Consider the following 20,786-nt stretch of genomic DNA (forward strand, 5'->3'; position numbering starts at 1 on the left):
GGTAACGACGTCCTCACCGGCGGTGGTGGTAACGACGTGATGAGTGGTGTCGTCGGCAACGATACGTTCGTGTTTGCTGCCGCGGGTTTCGGCAACGATACGATCCTGAACTTCGGAGCCAATCCGGCCGGGCAGGACTTGCTCAATATCGCGGCACTGGGGATCACCAGCGCGACGTTCGCTGCCAACGTGACCATAGCGGCTAACGGGGCGGACACGGTGGTAGGGATCGGGGCGGACACGATTCACCTTGTCGGTGTCAGCAGTGCGACCGTTGATCAGACGGACTTCATTCTGGCGGGATAAGGAGGCCTTCTCGACAACGTTGAGCTCAAAGCAATATGAGGTGTGTGGCGGTTGCCACACACCTTTTTTTTGGGGCTTCCACTGGTTTGAGCGTGGGCACGACCCCTTGCAGGAGCCAGCCTGCTGGCGATGGTCGTTAACGATAACGCGTATGAACTGGATAAACGCGGCGCACTTGAGCCCATCGCCAGCAATCGAGCGTCGACCGGCTGCTCCTACAGTTTCCCGGGAATGTGTGAAGAACCTTTTTTTTGTGCGCGTAAAAAACCGGATCAACCGCTGAGGCTCTGTACCAGGCTTTCGAGCGCTTCAATGGTTTTGTCATCCTGCACCGGTTGCGTAACTGCAGCCGCGTTGAGTTGCCGTGCCAGGCGGTATTCGCTGGGTGTGCAGTTGGCGAACTGCTTGAAGGCACGAGCGAAGTAGGAAGGATCCTTGAAGCCGGCCTCATAGCCGATGCTGGTAATCGGCATCTGGCTATTGTCGAGCAGATCTTTGGCGAAGTTCATGCGCTTGTCCAGGATGTAATCCGTGAAGCCAAGCCCATTGGCTTCCTTGAACAGGCGGCTGAAGCGAAATGTCGTCATGCCGCAGCGTTGCGCCAGATCCCGCTGATCGATGCTGTCTCGAAAGTGCTGCTCGATGTACAGCATGACATTGCTCAGCGCCTGGTGTTTCTGGTGTCCTGAGGTCCGCCGGATGCTGTCCGGCAGGGTCGGGGAGTGGTCGATCTGCGATGTCTTGTCCTGGCCGCTGGCATTTCGGCGCAACTCGCAGAGCTGCGCCACCGCTGTCAGGTAACGCTTCTTCTCGGTGGTCGAGAGCGGGAGCACCATGTATTCCCAGACGCTGGAGCGCATGGCCCATACAGCCAGATCCTCCGAGTGCTGCACGGTGAACATGGTGATCGGGATGCTGGGGGTGGTGCGTTTGATCTCCAGCAATAGCCTCAAGCCTGGAGTGTCGGGGCGATCAAAATGGACGCAGATCATGTCTGCCTGTTCCCTGATGGGCAACACGGAGTTTTTCGCCAGTTTGCAGTCGCAGGTACCCACGAACTGCGCGACGAGTTCTTTCGTGGACCGATCATGAGTCAGATCGAACCATAGGAGCGATGGCCTTTTGGTCAAGTTGGACGTCATGTCTCTACTCAGGGGTTCTTGGTGACTCTCTTCGCTAAGGAGTATTGCCAACGTGCCATCACTTTGCAGATTAAATCCTGATAGGAAAAACGATTTTTAGTTCTATTCGCTCTATGGATTGCCTGGAGGGCAGCCCCGGGCGAGTGTTTGTTGGTGTGTTTCGACGAGCCCGGGATTAACCGCTTGTCGCTTGTGAATCATTGACAACCGCCTTTGCCTTGCCGCGCCTGGTTTACCCCTCCCGTTACTTTGCAAAGGCCAATGCCCAGTATTTGGCCGCCCCGCAAAAAAGTCCTAACGATGTGCAAAATCTTCCTAACGCTAATGCCTTGCTCCTGACTAGTGTTGAACTCAGGCAGCGCAGAACGTACTGCCTCAGAAAAAACAACATTCAAGTGAGGTGGGCAAAATGATCATGCAAACAATCAAGGCTTCGGTAGTGAAGTTCATCCAGGACGAAGATGGCCTGACCGTTGTGGAGTACGCGGTAGCCGGCGGGTTGGTTACGGCACTTGTCGTCGGATTGTTCACGGTCCTTGGAACTGAGGTAAAAACCAAAATTCAGGCGCTGTGCGATGCGCTCAAGGGGTCCGCTTGCGTCCCAGCCGCATAGTAATTCCCGCTGGGGGACGCGTCGATGTCCATGGAACAGCCGGTTGCCGCTATTTCTGATAGGGCGCCGGCAACTTTCTTAATGGACATCGCGTGTCCTTGTCAATTTGCTTAGGGAGCGCGAATCACTGCGCTGTTCAAGGCCGCCAACAGCAATATTGCGTGCTAACGATTAATACCCGCAGGGAGACAAGCCATGTCTACGGAACTGCTCTCGATGGTTTTACTGATAGGACTTTTGGGCGTGGCGGTGGTGAGCGATCTGCTTCGCCACCGTATTCCCAACATGCTCGTCCTGGTGGGTCTTGCCTTGGGATTGATCGGTCAAATGCATTCAGGCGGTGTCAGTGGATTGGGTGACAGCCTGCTGGGCACCCTGATCTGTTTTGCGCTGTTTCTGCCGATGTACGCCTTCGGTGGCATGGCTGCCGGTGACGTCAAGTTGATGGCCATGGTCGGCAGTTTTCTACCGTTCCATTACGCATTGTGGGCTGCAATGTTCAGCCTGATGGCCGGTGCTATATGCGGTTTATTGATAGTGCTGTTTCGCGGCCAATTGCGTCAGACCCTGGGGCGCTATTTGCTGATTCTTCGGGCGCAGGCTTATCTGGCGCCAACTTCAGATGAAGTAGCCGGCAAGCCTTTCCCCTATTCGATTGCAATATTGATCGGCACTTTGAACAGCATCTACTGGCAAGTTGCCATTGGATTCGGAGGTTAGACATGCACGTCATCGTCGATAGTGATGCCTACCCCAGCAGTCAGAGCGCGGTGCAACGCCTGGCTCCTCAGCCCTGCACTATCCGTGAAACCGGCCTGACCGACAGTTTTCTCGGCGAGTTGGTGTGCAAGCATTTGTTTGATGCCGGTGTGCTGGACATGTCGCGGCTGGTGGACCGCCTGGCGCTGACCGGCGCGGTACTTGAAGAGGTCCTGGCGTTTCTGCGCAAGGATGGCCGTGTCGAAGTGCTTGGCCAGGTGAGTCAAACGGGCGGGCAGATGCTGCGTTATGGCCTGACCGAACGTGGTCGCAGTGTCGCCCGCGATGCCCTGTCGCGCAGCGGCTATATAGGAGCGGCCCCCTTCCCGGTGAGTACCTACCGGTCCCTGATCAAACTGCAGACCATTCACCATGGTCGCATCAACGCCAACGATATGCGCAATGCCCTGGCTGGCGTAGTGCTCACGGAGGAGATGCTCGATCAGTTGGGTGTGGCGCTGAACTCCGGGCGCGCGATCATGATTTATGGCCCCGCGGGGACCGGCAAGACCTATGTCAGCAGTCGGCTGATCCGTCTGTTCGCCGAGGCCATCTGGGTCCCTCATGCCATCGTCATCAACGAGTCGGTGATCGAGATCTATGACCCGCAGGTGCATCAGCGGCTTGATGAAAATGCTCAACAGAACAATCTGATGCTCAACGAAGGGATCGACCGTCGACTGCTGTGCTGCAAACGCCCGATCGTCATCACGGGCGGTGAGTTGAGCATGGAGCAGCTGGACGTTCGTTATGACCCCTTCACCCGTCAATACCAGGCCGCCTTGCAGCTCAAGGCCAGCAATGGCCTGTTCATCATCGACGACATGGGACGCCAGCGCATGGCACCCGCCGAGCTGTTCAATCGCTGGATCGTGCCGATGGAAGAGAAACGCGATTTCCTCAACCTGGGCGGCGGTCGGCATTGCGAGTTGCCGTTCGATCTGATTCTGGTGTTTTCCACCAACCTCAATCCCCTGGAACTGGCCGATGAGGCCTTCCTTCGCCGGATTGGCTACAAGCTGCAATTCGGTTACCTGAAGCCCGAGCAGTACGAAAAGATCTGGCGTCAGGAAAGCGAGCGTCTGGGCATTTCCTATGACCCGCTGCTGGTGCGTTATGTGCTGCAAAGGCTTTATGCAAGTGAAGGCATGCCCCTGGTGCCTTGCCATCCCCGCGATCTCCTGAACATGGCACTCGATCGCCAGCGTTATATCGGCGGTTCCGGACCACTGTCACCGAAAGAGTTGGAATGGGCCTGGCACAACTACTTCGTCCAGCTCGACTTTCTTTGATACGGAGATACTGACATGAGCTCTCGTACTCTTACCTTGATAGGCGTTTCTCTGGCCATGGGCCTTGGGGCTGCATGGATGGCCGACTCCTGGCTGAGTGCGCGGCTCAATGCCAGCCCGGATGACCACCTTCGAAACGTGGTGGTCGCCACGGTAGAGATTCCATTCGGGCAGATGGTCGAGGCCCAGCAGGTCACGACCGTACGCATGCCTATGGATACGATCCCGGACGATGCCTTCGATGCCAGCGAAAAAACCGTGGGCAAGATCGCAACGTTCGACATTCTGCGCGGCGACATCGTGCGCGGTGCGCGTCTGAGCGAGCACCTGGGTGGCAGCACCCTGGCTTCTTTGATTGCGCCTGACAAACGCGCCATATCGGTACGCGTGGACGATGTGGTCGGCGTGGGCGGATTCCTGTTGCCGGGTAACCGGGTCGATGTACTGGCGACCAAAACCACCAATTCCGGCAGTAACAGCGCCACGTCCAGGACCATCCTCGAGAACTTGCGAGTGTTGGCGGTGGATCAGACCGCGGGTACCGACAAGACCCAACCGGTCGTGGTGCGCGCAGTGACGCTGGAGATGACGACTGCCGAGGCTGAAACCCTTGTCACGGCGCAAACGGAAGGGAAGTTGCAATTGACCTTGCGCAACCCGCTGAACGCCGAGAAAAAAATTGCGGCCGTTGCGCCTGCCACACCGCTCATGGCGGTGGCTACCGCCACAGAGCCAAAACGCGTAGTGCTGCGTGGTAATGGAGAGAGTGGCAGAGCCGTCACCATTATCCGCGGGATCGAGGCCAATGTAGTCAGAATTCGCTGACAGGGCGCAACAGGTGCCCGGGCACCACGGTATTGGCGCAGCCGATCCGGATCGGAATCGGCAATCGAGGGCTTGATGATGAATCTTCGTATTCAGCGGCCGTTCACTTCGACGCCAAGGCGCCAGGACGGATCGGTGAGCGTATTGATGGTGATCGCGTTGGCGGCGATGGCCATGATGGCAGCGTTGGCTTTGGACGGCGGGCATATGCAGCTGAACAAAACGCGCCTGCAGAATGCGGTGGACGCCGCCGCCCTGAGTGGCGCTAAAACCCTGAGTCAGGCGGCGGGGGGCGTCAACAGTGCCAGCACGACGCGGACTGCCGCGCTCAATACGCTAACGCAAAATGCCAATGCTACGGGCAACAACGAATTGGCCACGGCTGTCGGCGGCAACGCCGGCGCATTTGCAGTGGTGGAATTGGCAAGTAGCGTCTATGGCCCGTTCTCCTATCCAGGGCCGGCGAATGCCAAGTATGTTCGGGTATCGGTACCGAGCTATAACCTGACGGGGTTTTTCTGGAACTTCGCACAGGCATTCGGCGCTGGCGGCCCGGGAGCCAAAGCGGTGGCGGCGATCGCCACCGCTGGCCCCAGCCCTACCAGCCCGTGCGATCTCGCACCGTTGATGGTCTGTGGCGACCCGACTAAATACAACCCGGGCGCCGGCCTGTTCTGGGGCTTCCAGTTTGGTGATTTGAATGTATTGAAGACAGCTTCCGGCAACAAGTCGCCCATTGGTCCAGGCAACTTTCAGTTGCTCGATTTTGGCTCGGGCGGCAATGCGGTCAGGGAGGAGATGGCCGGAGGCGGCACGGTCTGCCGCAATGTGGGAGACAACGTCGCGACTGAGCCTGGCAACAAGGTTGGCCCTGCGTCTCAAGGCCTGAATACGCGCTTCGGCATCTATCAGGGGCCGGTCAGTGCTTCGGACTATCCGCCGGACCTGGTGACCACGTCCAGTAACCCCGCAATCACTGACGACGGCACAGGCCCGAAGTACCAGGGGCAAACCATTACCTCGAGCAATGGCAACCTCACAGCGGGTGGCAACGCGATACTGGACTATAACGACTGGCGTGCGAGCGTTGCCGGGTGTGTGGCAGGGGGCAGTGGCTGTCAGAGCAATGGGGTGTTCGAGCGCCGGATACTGAAAATCGTGGTGGGCGACTGCGCCGGGAAAAATAATGGTTCAACCTCGATCCCCGTCCTCGGTTTTGGCTGCTATTTCGTGGTGCAGCCCATGGATGGCGGCGGCGGGGAAGCGGAGATCTTCGGACAGTTCGTGAAGGAGTGCGAAGGCGACAACGTGGCCGGCCCCTCGCCGTCAACCGATTCCGGCCCGCAGATCATTCAGCTCTACAAAACCTATCTCAACGGCAGCGGTACTCCGAGCACTGACTCGTAGGGGGCGTCATGAGACTTCACGGATTTAAACATCCGCAGCGCCAGCAAGGCCTGGCCATGGTGGAATTCACCCTGGTCCTGCCGGTGTTGCTGTTGCTGTTGCTGGCCTTCGGTGAGTTCGGCCGCATGCTCTATCAGTACAACGTGCTGCTGCAGGCCAGCCGCGATGCCGACCGTTTCGTCGCCAACAATGCCTGGAACTCGACGCTGGGTGCGGTCTCTCTGAACAATACGCTACTGACCCAGACGAAAAACGTTGCGGTGTATGGCGTGCCGGCCAACACCGGGACCGCTGTGGTGTCAGGCCTGACGACTGGCAACGTGGACGTTGCCGCGGTGGGCATCGACCATGTGCGGGTCACCATTACTTACACGTTCTGCCCGGTGATTGGCGCTGGCAATTGCACCGGATCGCTTCCCGGTTTTTTTGGCAGTCAGATTGCACTGGGCATTCCGCTGGTCGCCACTACCGTGATGAGGGCCCTGTGATGAACAGAAAACACATGCGCGGCACCTATACGGTGGAGTTCGCCATCGTTGGTCTGCTGGTGTTCACACTGTTGTTCGGCGTGGTGGAAATAGGTCGCTTGAGCTTCACGGTCAATGCGCTCGATGAAGCCGTGCGGCGTGGTACGCGCCTGGCCGCGGTGTGCAATATCAGCGATCCGGTGGTGTTGCGGCGGGCGATCTTCAATGCTGCGACCGACGCAGGTACGAGCCAGCTGATCAGCAATCTGGCCACCACCAACCTGACGCTGACCTATCTGGACGTCAACGGTGCTGTGGTGGCCAATCCCGGCGACCTGGTCAGCGTCAACGGTTTTCGTGCCATCCGTTATGTCCAGTTGAGTCTGCAAAATTTCGTTTTCAACCTGTTTATTCCCGGGTTCGGCGTGCCCATTACCCTGCCCACATTCAGGGCAACCTTGCCACGTGAAAGCCTAGGGCGTCATTCCGATTCCGGGGAGATCACGCCATGCTGAATACCAAGGACACTCCACTCTCCAGTTCGACCGGCAAAGCCGGGCTCAGGTTGCTGATCAGCAGCCGTGATGCCACGTCGTTGCGCGACCTGCAGAGCGTCTGCCAACGCATGCCCAGCCTGGAGGTGAGCACTCGCCTGGTCAGCAATGGGCATGTCGACCCGCTCTACGGCCTGGACCGGATGCCCGATCTGCTGCTGTTGCGCGTCAGCCACCTGTGGCGCGAGGAGCTGGCGGCACTGTTGCAGCGCCCGGCCCATGAGCGTCCGCCGATGTTGGTGTGCGGATTGCTGAGCGAACAGGAAGGCATGCGTCTGGCGATGCAGGCCGGCGCCCGGGACTTACTGCCGGAGCCTGTCGCCGAGACGGAACTGGTCGCCGCCTTGAATCGGCTGATCATGGAGGTTCGGACCGGCAGCGGGACAGTAGGGAAATTGATCGCCGTGATCAGCTCCAAGGGCGGATCCGGCGGCACCATGCTGGCCTGCAACCTGGCTCAGCAGCTCAGCATGAAGGGCGGCAGTACCCTGTTGCTGGACATGGACCTGCAATTTGGCAGCGTGACGCATTACCTGGATGTGGCGCAAACACACAGCCATCTGGAGGTGTTGCATCAGATCGACGGCATGGACAGCGTCGCGTTACGCGGTTTTTGCAGCCACTTCAGCCCGACCTTGCATGTGCTGGGTGGCCGGGCCGGTGAGCTGTGTCTGTCGCAGGATGCCCAACCCGAGCAACTTGACACCCTGATGCAGTTGGCCCGCGCCAGCTTTGACTGGGTAGTGATCGATCTGCCACGGCAAATCGACCACCTCACCGGCTCCGTACTGGAACAGGTGGATCGGGTGTACGTGGTGGTGCAGCAGAGCGTCAGTCATCTGCGCGATGCCAGCTCCCTGGTGCGGATTCTTCGCGAAGACCTCGGCGTGCGTGGGGATCAGTTGCAGATAGTGGTCAACCGCTATGACAAGACGGCAGCGGTCAGCCTCAAGGATATCGGCGAGGCGCTGCGCTGCACGAACCTGTCGAAATTACCCAATGACTTCAACCTGGTCAGCCAGAGTCAGAACACTGGCGTGCCGTTGGAGCTGCATGCGCCGAAGGCGGCGATCACCGTTGCCCTGCGCAACGTGGCCGATGACCTGGTCGGCAATCAGATGGCTGGAAAAAAAGGCGTGTTCAAACGCGCCTTCAACCGTTTTTTCGGGGGGTGACCCATGATCAGCGACTTTCGTAACCGCTTGCGCAAACAGTCCGGTAAACCCGCCCCATCGTCAGCTGGCCAGTCGGGTGACGATCTGCTGGATCCTGTAGAGGAAGTAATGGCGTGGGAGCGTGCAGCGCCGGACATTCTTTATGAAACCAAAAGTCAGGTCACCCCGGTGGAAGCCGAGTGGCGAGAAAAGATCTACCAGCAATTGCTCAAGGTCATGGACCTGTCCCTGCTGGACTCCCTTGAACAGGCAGAAGCCTCGCGGCAGATTCGCGATATTTGCCAGCGCCTGCTCGATGAACACTCGGCACCGGTGAGTACTTCCAGCCGGCAGTTGATCATCAAGCAGATTACTGACGAGGTGCTCGGTCTGGGGCCTCTGGAACCGCTGCTGGCCGATCACAGTGTGTCCGACATTTTGGTCAACCGGCATGACTCAGTGTATGTCGAGCGCTTCGGCAAGCTGCAACGCACCGATGTGCGTTTTCGCGATGATCGGCATTTACTGAACATCATCGACCGCATCGTCTCCAGCCTGGGTCGGCGTATCGACGAGTCTTCGCCGTTGGTGGATGCGCGGCTCAAGGACGGTTCGCGGGTCAACGCGATTATTCCGCCGCTGGCCATCGACGGCCCGAGCATGTCGATTCGGCGCTTTGCGGTGGACCTGCTCAATACCGACAGCCTGATCCAGGTGGGGGCGTTGACCCCGGCCATTGCCCTGCTGCTCAAGGCGATTGTCCGTGGGCGCTTGAACGTGCTGATTTCCGGCGGTACCGGTTGCGGCAAGACCACCATGCTCAATGTGCTTTCCAGTTTCATTCCGCACAACGAGCGGATCGTCACCATCGAAGACTCGGCCGAACTGCAACTGCAGCAACCCCATGTGGTGCGTCTGGAAACCCGGCCTTCGAATATCGAGGGGCGCGGCGAGGTGAGCCAGCGGGAGTTGGTGCGTAACAGCCTGCGGATGCGGCCGGACCGCATCGTGATCGGCGAAGTACGCGGTGCCGAGGCGCTGGACATGTTGACGGCGATGAACACCGGCCACGACGGCTCGTTGACCACGATCCACGCCAACACCGCGCGCGATGCGTTGGGGCGGATCGAGAACATGGTGTCGATGACCGGGGCGACCTTCCCGATCAAGGCCATGCGCCAACAGATCGCTTCGGCCATCGGGGTGGTCATCCAGCTGGAACGCCAGGAGGACGGCAAGCGCCGCCTGGTCAGCGTGCAGGAGATCAACGGCATGGAGGGCGAGATCATCACCATGACCGAAATCTTCTCCTTCGTGCGCCACGGCGTGGGCGAAAACGGCGAAGTACTCGGTGATTTTCGGCCCAGCGGCATGATCCCCGCTTTCCGTGATGTGCTGGCCAAGCGTGGCATCGTGTTGCCGCTTGAGATGTTCAGGCCTGAGTGGATGGAGGCACGGCAGTCATGAGCAATATTCCCGGTGAATTCATTCTGATGTTCCTCGGTATGGTGTTTATCGCCGTTTTTCTCCTGTCCCAGAGCGTTGCAGTGCCGGTGTTTGGCGAGGCCGGCAAAATGCGCAAGCGCATCCGCGGCCGTTTGCATGTACTGGAGAGAGCCAACAATCAGCCCAACATGCAGACGGTATTACGACAAAAATACCTGACGCGTTTGTCGCCTCTGGAGGCCAGGCTTGAACAGCTGCCTTTTATGGAGGCACTGACGCAAATGATTGAGCAGTCCGGGCACGAATACCGGGCCTATCGGGTATTGCTGCTCGGGCTGGTGCTGGGAGGGGCGGCGGGTATCCTGATCTGGATGGTCTCGTCAGTCTGGTGGATGGCGCTGGTCGCGGGCTTCGCGGTCTTCTGGTTACCCATACTGAAAATCTCTCGCGACCGTGGCAAGCGTTTCGCTGAGTTCGAGGAAGGCCTGCCGGATGCGCTGGATGCCATGTGCCGCGCTTTGCGCGCCGGGCATCCATTCAACGAAACCCTGCGCCTGGTGGCCGAGGAGCACAGGGGGCCGGTCGCTCATGAGTTCGGCCTGACCTTTGCCGATATCAACTTTGGCAACGATGTGCGCCGGGCCATGCTCGGCCTGCTGGAGAGGATGCCGAGCATGACGGTGATGATGCTGGTGACCTCGATCCTCATCCATCGCGAGACCGGCGGTAATCTGACCGAAGTTCTGGAGCGTCTGAGTCGACTGATTCGCGGGCGCTTCCGCTTTCAGCGCAAAGTCAAAACCCTGTCGGCGGAAGGGCGCATGTCGGCCTGGGTGCTGGTGGCGGTTCCTTTTGTGCTGGCGATCGTGATCGTGCTCACCACCCCGCAGTACTTGCCGATGCTGATCAATGATCCCATGGGCCGCAAGATGATCATCGGGGCGTTCTTCGCCATGTTGGTCGGGATTTTCTGGATTCGCAAAATCATCCGGATTCAGGTTTAAGCGGTATTCGCTACCGGGAGGTACAGGTCATGGACTTTTTACTCGGGTTGTTCAGCCGGGTCACGGGGAACGAGGAGATGGCGYGCCTGTTGTTCCTTGGCGCGATCGGTTTGAGTACGGTGCTTGCGGTTGTCGCCATGATTTTGCTGATCATGGGGCTTCAGGACCCGGTGCAGCGTCGTCTGGCGCTGATCAAGCGTGGTCATTTGGGCAACACGGCCGGGCAGGAAGCTCCGGGTAACCTGCAACTGTTGCTGGAGCGGGTCGGCCAGCGCTTTGCTTCGAGCGAATCGCCTCAGACGTCCGTCACCCAGACCCTGTTGATACATGCGGGGTACCGCTCCTCGTCGGCGGTGCAGATGTACTGGGCGGTACGCTTGATATTGCCGTTGTTATTGATCGGAATTGCGTTGCTGCTGTTGCCGATGATTCCCAAGGTGTCCCTGACCATGGGGCTGCTGTTGGTGGCCATGGTGGGCGCTATCGGATGGTTGTTGCCAGGGATGTATGTCGCCAAGCGCAAGCAGTTGCGACAACGTCGGCTGCGTGCTGCGTTTCCGGATGCACTGGACCTGATGGTGGTGTGCGTGGAGTCGGGCCTGGCCCTGCCCACGACCATCGAACGGGTGGCTGAGGAGATGTCGGTCAGTCAGGTCGAACTGGCTGAAGAGCTGGCCCTGGTCAATGCGCAAATCCGCGCGGGCATTTCCAGTACCGAGGCGCTCAAGCAACTGGCCTTACGCACTGGCCTGGATGACGTACAAGGACTGGTCAGCCTGTTGGCGCAGAGTATCCGCTTTGGTACCAGCGTGGCCGACACCTTGCGCATCTATGCTGATGAATTCCGTGACCGGCGCACACAAGCCGCCGAAGAGATGGGGGCGAAAGTCGGTACCAAGCTGGTGTTTCCGCTGATTTTCTGTCTATGGCCGAGCTTCTTTCTGGTCGCTATCGGCCCAGCCATGATCGGGGTACTCAGAGCATTCGGTAAGTGAGCAGGAGTGGTTTGCTGTCGAACCAGGTGGCTATGCAGCATAAGAACGCGGTGGAGCAGGCGATTGGAGTGTATTCACTCCAATCGCCTGCTCCACTATTCAGTACCTGGGCTGTATTTTCCTGCACACATGATTGAGCCTGGCTGTTTAGCCAGGCTACTCTGGACTACGCCAGAGGCTGATCACCCATCGATATGCCTCAGTTGCCGATGGTCATTTGTCCCGGTGTACTCTGGTCAAAATACTGCGGAATCGGGTAGTTGAAGCTATTCAGCCAGCGCTGCATGGCCAGGTCACGTTCGGTGGCCGAAGCGGTTTGCACTATACGGGAGGCAACCACACCGCGAATCTGCRGCTGCAACCACTGTTCGGTGCTTTGTTGATACGGCGAAGCGGGGCCCGGCTCAATAGCCCAGGCAGTGGTGGACAGGCAAGCCATGCACACGATCAACAGCCTTTTGGTATTCATCTCGACTCCTCGTACGTTCTACTTGTTCGCACTGGAAGAGGCATCGGCTACCTCAGTCTTGCGATTGCCATCGGCAGCCACCACTTTTTTGGCGGAGGCCTTGAGTTTTTCCGCGCGGGTTTGGGCCTCTACGACTTGCTTGGGGCTCAAGTCGGCACGGGTCACGAGGTCGGCAGCCGCCTTCCAGTTATCCTGGTAGATCAGCAGCGTCACCATATTGAGTGCCGCCAGTGTGTTTGCCTGCTTGAGCTCCATGGCGGTCATGAACTCAAAGCGTGCTTCTGGGATCCGTCGCTGATTGAGGTAGACCACCCCCAGGTCATTGCGCATCCTGTCGTCGGTGGGGGCCATCTTCACCGCACGTTCAAGGTGAGTGGCAGCGCTGGCGTTATCATTTTTGGCGGCGGCCAACTGGCCCAGACCATGCTCCCCTTCAGCCGTCAGACAGGTGCCGAGCAAGCTTTCGTACAACGGCTGCGCGTCGCCGCTACGCCCCATCATGCGCAGCACCCGAGCCTTGCGCAGGCGAACCTGGACCAGGTTGTCGGGTAAACCTTCCAGATTCGCCAGGCTGGCATACAAACGGCCTTCGTCGGCCATGCTGTCGGCCAGGTTCAGGGCCAGTTCCTGCTCCGAATCGGGCTTGGCACAGCTGGCCGGTCGCGCAGACAGGCCATTGCTGGCACAACCTGCGAGCATTAACGTCGCCGCTATTGCAAAGACTGCTTTCATTGAAGGTCCTCTGGCTACAACAGGTTGAACGCCTGGCCAATGGCAATACAGCTGGCCCGGCAAGCGTTCAACGTCACCGTTACGAGTGAGGGCGAGGCACGTCTGGTTCAGGCTTCGGTTCATTGCGAGAGCCCGCTGCGACTGTCGAAGTCGCCATTTTCCAGGAAGAACATGCGGTAGAAGTTCGGGTCGTAATTGCGCAGCTGTTCGCCAGGCAATGACGGTAGTTGTGCATTGGCCGCCAGTGGCTGGACCAGATGCGGGGTAACGATCATCAGCAGTTCGCGCTCTTCACGGTTGATGGTGTTGTCGCGGAAAAACGCACCCAGAACCGGGATATCGCCCAGCCCCGGAAACTTGTTCACCTGGGAATTGTTGCGGGAGCTGATCAGGCCGCTGATGACGAAGCTTTCGCCGTCGGCCAGGGAGATGCTGGTATCGGTACGGCGTACGGTCAGAGCCGGGACTGTCGTGCCGGCGATGCTTACTGCGTTGGTGAAATCCAGTTCACTGACTTCCGGCGCCACCTTCAGCGCGATACGGTTTTTCCCGACGATGGTCGGCGTCAGGGTCAGGCGGATACCGAATTCCTTGTACTCGATAGACACGCTATCGCTGCCTGAACTGGGCACCGGAATCGGTATTTCACCGCCGGCCAGGAAGCTCGCGCTCTGTCCGCTGAGCGCTACCAGGCTTGGCCGCGCCAGGGTGTAGGCGAAACCACTGCCTTCCAGCGCGTTGAGCGCCACCAGGGTATTGCCGGTAGCAAAAGTGAGGTTGAAGTTGTTGTTGTTCACGGGTATCGACGGCGTGACAATGCCGCCGATGGTGGGCAAGGTTCTCGGCGAGCCGAACAGGAAGTTGCCACGGATGCCGAAAATCGAGGCGGAGGCTTCCTTGAGCTTGGTCCGGCTGACTTCAACGAAGCGGATATCGGTCTGCACCTGGCTCGGCAGCAGCGCGTCGTCGGAAAGCACCGACGGCACGCTGGTCAGCGCCGCTGTGGCTCTACCCTTGACGAACACCATGCTTTGGCGTGGCGTTTTCGAACAGGCGGTCCATACCATCAGGCTGGTGGTCCCCGGCGCGATGCCCGTGAGTATGAACGCGTTGCTGCCGCTGGGTTGCACGTCGGCAATTTTCGGGTCACCCACCGCCAGTTGCGTTACCGGAACGGGGCTGCGCAGTTCATTTTGCATCCCCTGACCGACCTCGTACGTTGTCGGCCAATTGTCCAGTTGCGGGCAATTGGCCGGCGCGGCCTGAGCCGCATCCACGCTGAGGCCCATCCAGAACAGGCCATGGATAATTCGCTTGAAAGCGGGCTCGGTACGAAAGCTCATTAAGTACATCCTCACTGGATAGGCCGTCTCTAGGCGGACTGAGTTGTCTCGGATCACTTCACGGGGATCGGGCTATCCCCCATGCGCCAGACCCGTTATCCATGGCCTTGGCGTTACTCCTTGCGTGCGACACACGAGCGGGCGCAATTCGCTGATCTGGCTGGACAGCGAACGACCTTTGCTGAAACGGTTTTTAGTGATCCGGTTACCTGGACTGCCCGCCAGAGCGATACTTGCGGCCATGGACGGCGTTGTCCGACGACCTGGTTCCCCCGGAAAGTAATCGGCAATGCAGGTACAGAGCCGGAAAACGCCTGCCAGGATCATGGTGAGGTAACTCCTTTTGCCAATCCGCTGTCTGATCACTGAAGCTGACGTGGAAAATCGAGCCGTCATGACTTCTTATTGTTTGAAGGTAGTTCAATCAAACCAAAGTGCCATGAGTTAAACGAAAACTATTGGTGCAAAGGCTGGAGACAGGCGGGTGGCAGGGTCGCATAGCAGTGCGTTTGCCTGATGTCGACGGGGTGTGCCGAGGCAAAAAAAGGCCCGCCAGTCTGACTGAGCGGGCCTTTTGCGTTCCGGGCAATGCTGCATAGATAAAATCAGGTGTCTCACCAACGCCCTGTGCTCAGTCGACCAGGTAGTGGACGGACAGCGTGCCTTTCTTTTGCGAAAGGGTGTTTATCGTGACCGCGCCCAAATCTTTCAGGCTACGTACATGGGTGCCGCCGCAACCGTAGGCGGGCAGTTCTCCGAAGCCGATTTCCCGGACGCCTTCGCGCAGCGAGGTCAGGCGCGGCAGGTCGTGGGTGATCCACTGCCCGATGCCATGCTCAATGGTCTGGGCCTCAACGTCCTGTGCGCAATTACCCGGCTTGAATTGCACACGGCCTTCACCCGGCCAGTGATGCGCCTTGATCGGCATCCAGCCCATGGCTTGTACAAAGTGGCCGATCAAATGACCGGCCGAATGCATGCGCGTGTTGAACAACCGGCACTGCTCGTCGACGCGGATTTGCGTCATGCCGGTTTTTACCGGTCGGTCGACAAAATGAATGATTCGCTCGGGATCCTGGATCACGCGCAGCACCTGGCTTTCGCCGATCCAGCCAGTGTCAGAAGGCTGTCCGCCGCCTTGAGGGTGGAACAGGGTCGCTCGCAAGACCACGGCAAACTCGTTTTCGTGGGGTGTGCATTCCAGGACTTCCACGTTGGCCTTGAGCTCATCACTATGGAAAAAAAGGCGCAGCGTCATATTTCAGGCTCGAATTGAATTTCTGTTTTTTATTATAGGAAACCTGTAAATACGTGATAATCAGGCCAAACATCAAAGGACTGTTGCGCTGTGAGCATAAATCTTCTGCTGCCGCTGCTGGGTGAAATGGCGATTTTCGTCAAGGTTGTCGAGATGGGCAGTTTCTCCGAGGCGGCTCGTCAGCTGGGTTCTTCGCCCTCGGCGGTCAGTCGCAGCATTTCGCGTCTGGAGAAGGCGCTCGCCACCCGGCTGCTGCAACGAACCACGCGCAAGTTGCGCCTGAGTGACGGTGGCGAGGAGGTGTTCAAGCGCTGCCAGGAAATGGTCAATGCCGCCCGGACAGTGATGGAAGTCAGTGGTCAGTTCACGGATGAGCCCGAGGGGCTGGTGCGTATCAGCGTGCCGAAAGCAGTAGGCCGAATCGTGATTCACCCGCACATGCCGGAGTTTTTGCGCCGTTATCCCAAGGTGGATGTGGAGCTGTTGCTTGAGGACCGCCAGGTCGATCTGATCGACGATCACGTCGACCTGGCGATTCGTATCACCGACCGGCCGCCTGCGGGGCTGGTGGGACGGCGGTTGCTGACCATCGATCATTTGCTCTGCGCCACTCCGCAGTATCTGGCCGAGCACGGTACGCCGACTCACCCCCATGACTTGCTCAATCACAGTTGCATTTACCTGGGCGAAACCCCGAGCGATGCGCGCTGGAAATTCAAGAAGGGTAGCCAGTCGGTCACCGTCGGTGTGCGTGGGCGATATGCCGCCAATCACACCGGCGTACGTTATGGCGCGGTGTTGCAGCACATCGGGATTGGCAGCCTGCCGTATTTCACGGCGCGCCATGCCCTGGAGAAAGGGCTGATGGTGCRAGTGCTGCCGGACTGGACCTTTCTGGCGTCCTACCACGGAGGTGCCTGGTTGCTGCATTCGCCAACCCGATACCTGCCGCCAAAGCTTCGGGTGTTGATCGATTACCTGGTGGAGTGCCTGGAGAAGGAGCCGACGCTGGGCAAGCCGGGTAAGTCGAATGGTCCGGGTTGGTCCCCATCGGAATATGAACTGCCGGAGAGTGACGGCCTGTTCTGAGCGCAAAAAAAAGGCCCGCATGTTCAACCATGCGGGCCTTTGCATGACCAGTCGAGGATCAGTGCTTGCTGTCCTGGTTCGACATCGCCAGCAGTTGTTTTTCCTGGTTCCAGTCGAAAGGTTCGTCGTTCTGTTCGGCTTCGAAGCGGCGTTCTTCCAGTGCCTGATACAGGTCGATTTCTTCATCGGACAAGTAGTGCAGGCAGTCACCGGCGAAATACCACAGCAGATCCCGCGGAATCAGGTGGGCGATTTGCGGATAACGGGAAATGACTTGAGTCAGGATGTCCTGGCCCAGGTATTGGCTTTCGATCGGATCGATCGGAAGTGACGCAAGCAGTTCGTCGAAGCGCTCAAGGAACAAGGCATGGCTTTCTTCGGGAACCTGCTCGGCCTCACCTACGGCGACCAGGATACTGCGCAGGTGGTCGAGTAAAACGAGATGATCGGCAACGATGTTGGACACGAGATAAGTCCTCAAGAGCAAAACGGGCGCGGGAGTATAAAGCGCCCGCGCCCGTTTTTACATGTCTGGAGGGATCAGCGGACTTTTCCCTTGGCCAGTGCCAAAGCCTTTTTGTCAAAGTCATCGACATCGATCACCTTGCGCCGGGCCGCTTCGGCTTCACGCAGGGTTTGGGCCTCCACCGGCTGCAACACGCCAGCCTCGAGCGCGGTATCGATCACCGACTCACCGGCCAGCGGTTTGACCTGGCCACTCTTGAGTGCCACGTGCAGCTTTTTCTGCAGTGGCTGTGCGGCGCTCAACAGATTGCAAGCGTGTTGCAATGCCCCGACCGGATCGTCGCTCGCTTGTGGGCGATAGCAACCCTGGAGCAATTCCTCCAGAGCAGGGTCGCCCTTGGCGCGGCCAATCAATGCAGCGACTTCGGCACCCAGTTTGTCCGATGGCCCTTTGTGCCGGCGACCGAACGGGAACACGATCACCCGCAACAGGCAACCCACGACTTTGTTCGGGAAGTTGCTCAGCAGTTCATCCATGGCCCGTTCCGCCTGCCCCAGGCTTTCCTCCATGGCCCAGGCCAGCAGCGGCGTCATGTACGGCGGTGAGTCGAGATCGTGGTAGCGCTTGAGTGCGGCCGAGGCCAGGTAAAGGTTGCTCAGCACGTCACCCAGCCGTGCGGACAGACGTTCCCGGCGTTTCAACTCACCACCCAGCAGCATCATGCTGAGGTCGGCGAGCATGGCGAAAGCAGCGGCCTGACGATTGAGTGCGCGGAAGTAACCCTGGCTGAGTTTGTCGCCCGGGGTGTGTTCCAGGTGCCCGAAACCAAGATTCAACACTAGCGTACTGGCGGCGTTGCCCACGGCAAAACCGATGTGCTTGAGCAGCAGGTCATCGAATTCTCTGAGCGCCTGATCCTTGTCTTCACGGCCGGTGAGGGCCATTTCCTTGAGGACGAAGGGATGGCAGCGAATCGCGCCCTGGCCGAAGATCATCAGGTTGCGCGAGAGAATGTTTGCGCCTTCCACGGTGATGAAGATCGGCACGCAGTTCCATTTGCGACCGAGGTAATTATTCGGCCCCTGGATGATCGCCTTGCCGCCGTGCACGTCCATCGCATCGTTGATGCAGTCGCGGCCGCGCTCGGTCAGGTGGTACTTGAGAATCGCCGACAGTACCGACGGTTTCTCGCCCAGGTCGACCGCATTGGCGGTCAGCATGCGGGCGGCGTCCATCATCCAGGTGTTGCCGCCAATGCGCGCCATGGCTTCCTGAATGCCTTCGAAAGCGGCAATCGGCACATTAAACTGCTCGCGAACCTGAGCGTATTGGCCCGTCACCAGGCTGGTGAACTTGGCCATGCCGGTGCCCACCGCCGGCAGGGAAATCGAACGCCCGACCGACAGGCAATTCATCAGCATCATCCAGCCTTTGCCGAGCATCTCCTGGCCGCCGATGAGGAACTCCAGCGGGACGAACACGTCCTTGCCTGAGTTCGGGCCATTCATGAATGCGGCGCCCAACGGCAGATGGCGGCGGCCGATCTCGACGCCTGCGGTGTCGGTCGGAATCAGCACCAGGCTGATGCCCAGGTCTTCCTTGTCGCCCAGCAGGTGATCAGGGTCGTAAGCCTTGAAGGCCAGGCCGAGGAGGGTGGCCACCGGGCCGAGGGTGATGTAACGCTTTTCCCAGTTCAGGCGCAGGCCGAGGACCTCCTGACCCTGCCATTCACCTTGGCAGATCACTCCGGAGTCCGGCATGCCGCCGGCGTCGGAGCCGGCCAGCGGGCCGGTAAGGGCAAAGCACGGGATGTCGTCGCCGCGTGCCAGACGTGGCAGGTAATGATTGCGTTGTTCGTCGGTGCCGTAGTGCAGCAGCAATTCGGCCGGGCCGAGGGAGTTGGGGACCATCACGGTAGTTGCGAGGTCGCCGCTGTGGCTCGCCAGTTTCATCGCCACTTGGGAGTGGGCATAGGCAGAGAAACCTTTGCCGCCAAACTCCTTGGGGATGATCAGGGCGAAAAATCCGTTGTCCTTGATGAATGTCCAGGCTTCGGGCGGCAGGTCCATGGATTGACCGAGCTGCCATTCACTGACCATAGTGCAGAGTGTTTCGGTCGGCCCGTCGATGAAAGCCTGTTCCTCTTCATTCAATTGCGCTTTGGGATAGGACAGCAGTTTGCTCCAGTCCGGACGGCCACTGAACAGTTCGCCGTCCCACCAGACCGTGCCGGCGTCGATGGCATCGCGTTCGGTTTGCGACATGGGCGGCAGGGTTTTCTGGAACCAGTTGAACATCGGCGCGCTGAGCAATTTGCGGCGCAGGTCGGGCAGCAGCAAGGGCGCGGCGACGGCGGCGATCAATACCCAGTAAACCAGCAGCAACCAGCCCGGCGCACGGCTGAAAGCGCCCATTGCCACGACATAGACGGCCACGATGGCCAGGGCGGGCAGCGGAGCGATGCGGCGGTGGGCCAAATAAGCAATCCCGACCAGCAGAACCAGTATCCACAACAGCAGCATATTCATTCCTCCGTGAAACCAGGGCGAACCAGCCCACAGAGCTTAGACCGCATCCGCGAAACAGGCTGGTTGGAGCGATGTGATTGGAATCGTGGGAAACCCCGGATGATTTTCGTTCGACAGATGGGCCGCAAACGTGGAAAAAACGTTCATTGAGCGAGCGGCAAAGCGCCCATGTTTGGCCGAAATGTCGTTATCTCTGTGCTGAAGCTCTCGCTAGACTCGGGGCTTCCCCAGGAGATTATTCTCATGCACGAGTATCTGAGCCCCGGCCGCTTCATTGATAGTGACCATCCGTCCGTGGTGGAGTTCGCTGAAAAACACCGCGGCGCCAGTCGCGATCCGCTTGAACAGGCGATCAGTCTCTATTACGCCGTGCGCGAAGCGGTGCGCTACAACCCGTACACATTCAGTCGCGATCCGCAGACCCTGCGCGGCAGTTATGCATTGGCGGCCGGGGAGAGTTACTGCGTGCCCAAGGCCACGTTGCTGGCCGGTGCCGCGCGGCATTGTGCGATTCCCGCGCGGATCGGCCTGGCGGATGTGCGCAATCATTTGTCGACGCCACGGCTGCTTGAATTGCTCAAGAGCGACATGTTCGCCATGCACGGCTACACCGAGTTTTATTTGCAGGATCGCTGGGTCAAGGCGACACCAGCGTTCAACCGCAAACTCTGCGACCTGTTCAATGTGGCGCCGCTGGAATTCGACGGGATCAACGACAGCGTTTTTCATCCCTTCAACCGCGATGGCGCGAAGCTGATGGAGTACCTCGTCGATCACGGCCAGTTCGCTGACGTACCTGAAGCGTTCTTTTTCGAGCACCTGGAAAAATGCTATCCGCACCTGTTCGGTGAGCAACAGCAACCGCTGTCGGGCGACATGCGGAGCGATTTGAGTCGCGCCTGATCCGGCGTATGCTGCCTRCCCACTTACCGAAAAA

At 59.0% G+C, this 20,786-nt stretch carries 21 protein-coding genes; 14 read left to right on the forward strand and 7 right to left on the reverse strand.

From position 1 onward, the window contains the following. Positions 1-306, forward strand: a 306-nt coding sequence (locus AB4Z35_RS18370; protein ID WP_442098513.1) for a calcium-binding protein, incomplete at its 5' end; no start/stop codon positions are given. Between the two features lie 272 nt (positions 307-578). Here the strand turns inward: AB4Z35_RS18370 and AB4Z35_RS18375 are convergent. Continuing rightward, the gene (locus AB4Z35_RS18375; protein ID WP_442098514.1) at positions 579-1,448 is read right to left on the reverse strand and encodes a response regulator transcription factor; all 870 of its coding nucleotides are present in this window, start codon (positions 1,446-1,448) and stop codon (positions 579-581) included. A gap of 409 nt (positions 1,449-1,857) precedes the next feature. On the opposite strand from AB4Z35_RS18375, the gene AB4Z35_RS18380 reads away from it, so the two are divergent. The 11 genes from AB4Z35_RS18380 to AB4Z35_RS18430 all read left to right on the forward strand — a co-directional run bounded on the left by AB4Z35_RS18380 (position 1,858) and on the right by AB4Z35_RS18430 (position 11,964). Further along, positions 1,858-2,061, forward strand: coding sequence for a Flp family type IVb pilin (locus AB4Z35_RS18380; RefSeq protein WP_442098516.1), 204 nt, complete (start codon positions 1,858-1,860; stop codon positions 2,059-2,061). A 195-nt stretch (positions 2,062-2,256) separates the two neighbouring features. Next, on the forward strand, positions 2,257-2,781 hold the full coding sequence (locus AB4Z35_RS18385; protein ID WP_442098517.1) for an A24 family peptidase: 525 nt from the start codon (positions 2,257-2,259) through the stop codon (positions 2,779-2,781). Positions 2,782-2,783: 2 nt separating this feature from the next. Further along, positions 2,784-4,112, forward strand: coding sequence for an AAA family ATPase (locus AB4Z35_RS18390; RefSeq protein ID WP_442098519.1), 1,329 nt, complete (start codon positions 2,784-2,786; stop codon positions 4,110-4,112). A 15-nt stretch (positions 4,113-4,127) separates the two neighbouring features. Further along, entirely contained in the window at positions 4,128-4,937 is an 810-nt protein-coding gene (gene cpaB / locus AB4Z35_RS18395) for a Flp pilus assembly protein CpaB (protein WP_442098521.1), read from the forward strand. Positions 4,938-5,012: 75 nt separating this feature from the next. Then, positions 5,013-6,344, forward strand: coding sequence for a TadE/TadG family type IV pilus assembly protein (locus AB4Z35_RS18400; RefSeq protein ID WP_442098523.1), 1,332 nt, complete (start codon positions 5,013-5,015; stop codon positions 6,342-6,344). Between the two features lie 8 nt (positions 6,345-6,352). Next, on the forward strand, positions 6,353-6,832 hold the full coding sequence (locus AB4Z35_RS18405; RefSeq protein WP_442098525.1) for a TadE/TadG family type IV pilus assembly protein: 480 nt from the start codon (positions 6,353-6,355) through the stop codon (positions 6,830-6,832). Beyond that, a complete protein-coding gene (locus AB4Z35_RS18410) occupies positions 6,832-7,326 on the forward strand; it encodes a TadE/TadG family type IV pilus assembly protein (RefSeq protein ID WP_442098526.1) in 495 nt (164 codons plus the stop codon). Before AB4Z35_RS18405 ends, AB4Z35_RS18410 begins: the two co-directional genes overlap by 1 nt. After that, the gene (locus AB4Z35_RS18415; protein ID WP_442098528.1) at positions 7,320-8,540 is read left to right on the forward strand and encodes an AAA family ATPase; all 1,221 of its coding nucleotides are present in this window, start codon (positions 7,320-7,322) and stop codon (positions 8,538-8,540) included. Before AB4Z35_RS18410 ends, AB4Z35_RS18415 begins: the two co-directional genes overlap by 7 nt. Positions 8,541-8,543: 3 nt before the next feature. After that, a complete protein-coding gene (locus tag AB4Z35_RS18420) occupies positions 8,544-9,986 on the forward strand; it encodes a CpaF family protein (protein ID WP_442098530.1) in 1,443 nt (480 codons plus the stop codon). Continuing rightward, a complete protein-coding gene (locus AB4Z35_RS18425; protein WP_007994958.1) occupies positions 9,983-10,969 on the forward strand; it encodes a type II secretion system F family protein in 987 nt (328 codons plus the stop codon). Before AB4Z35_RS18420 ends, AB4Z35_RS18425 begins: the two co-directional genes overlap by 4 nt. Positions 10,970-10,998: 29 nt before the next feature. After that, positions 10,999-11,964: a type II secretion system F family protein gene (locus tag AB4Z35_RS18430; RefSeq protein ID WP_442098532.1), complete on the forward strand. Its 966-nt coding sequence runs from the start codon at positions 10,999-11,001 to the stop codon at positions 11,962-11,964. A gap of 199 nt (positions 11,965-12,163) precedes the next feature. Here AB4Z35_RS18430 and AB4Z35_RS18435 read toward each other — a convergent pair whose 3' ends face one another. From AB4Z35_RS18435 to AB4Z35_RS18450, 4 genes are all read right to left on the reverse strand, one after another. Beyond that, positions 12,164-12,433: a DUF3613 domain-containing protein gene (locus tag AB4Z35_RS18435; protein ID WP_442098534.1), complete on the reverse strand. Its 270-nt coding sequence runs from the start codon at positions 12,431-12,433 to the stop codon at positions 12,164-12,166. An 18-nt stretch (positions 12,434-12,451) separates the two neighbouring features. Then, entirely contained in the window at positions 12,452-13,165 is a 714-nt protein-coding gene (locus AB4Z35_RS18440; RefSeq protein ID WP_442098536.1) for a tetratricopeptide repeat protein, read from the reverse strand. A 119-nt stretch (positions 13,166-13,284) separates the two neighbouring features. Beyond that, positions 13,285-14,508 (reverse strand): type II and III secretion system protein family protein, encoded by a 1,224-nt coding sequence (locus tag AB4Z35_RS18445; protein WP_007994950.1) that lies wholly within the window; start codon positions 14,506-14,508, stop codon positions 13,285-13,287. A gap of 631 nt (positions 14,509-15,139) precedes the next feature. Further along, entirely contained in the window at positions 15,140-15,766 is a 627-nt protein-coding gene (locus AB4Z35_RS18450) for an alanyl-tRNA editing protein (RefSeq protein WP_442098538.1), read from the reverse strand. Between the two features lie 90 nt (positions 15,767-15,856). Between AB4Z35_RS18450 and AB4Z35_RS18455 the strand changes: the two genes are divergently transcribed. Continuing rightward, complete coding sequence (locus AB4Z35_RS18455; RefSeq protein WP_442098539.1) at positions 15,857-16,855, forward strand: LysR substrate-binding domain-containing protein; 999 nt, start codon at positions 15,857-15,859, stop codon at positions 16,853-16,855. A 58-nt stretch (positions 16,856-16,913) separates the two neighbouring features. Here AB4Z35_RS18455 and AB4Z35_RS18460 read toward each other — a convergent pair whose 3' ends face one another. Both AB4Z35_RS18460 and AB4Z35_RS18465 read right to left on the reverse strand, forming a co-directional pair. Further along, positions 16,914-17,321: a PA2817 family protein gene (locus AB4Z35_RS18460; protein WP_442098541.1), complete on the reverse strand. Its 408-nt coding sequence runs from the start codon at positions 17,319-17,321 to the stop codon at positions 16,914-16,916. A gap of 74 nt (positions 17,322-17,395) precedes the next feature. After that, positions 17,396-19,843, reverse strand: a complete 2,448-nt coding sequence (locus AB4Z35_RS18465; protein WP_442098543.1) for an acyl-CoA dehydrogenase — start codon at positions 19,841-19,843, stop codon at positions 17,396-17,398. 249 nt (positions 19,844-20,092) lie between these two features. Here AB4Z35_RS18465 and AB4Z35_RS18470 point away from each other — a divergent pair, with 249 nt between their 5' ends. Then, positions 20,093-20,752, forward strand: coding sequence for a transglutaminase-like domain-containing protein (locus AB4Z35_RS18470; protein ID WP_442098544.1), 660 nt, complete (start codon positions 20,093-20,095; stop codon positions 20,750-20,752). Positions 20,753-20,786: the final 34 nt, after the last annotated feature.

The organism is Pseudomonas sp. KB_15 (genome assembly GCF_052114525.1).
Taxonomy (GTDB): Bacteria; Pseudomonadota; Gammaproteobacteria; order Pseudomonadales; family Pseudomonadaceae; genus Aquipseudomonas.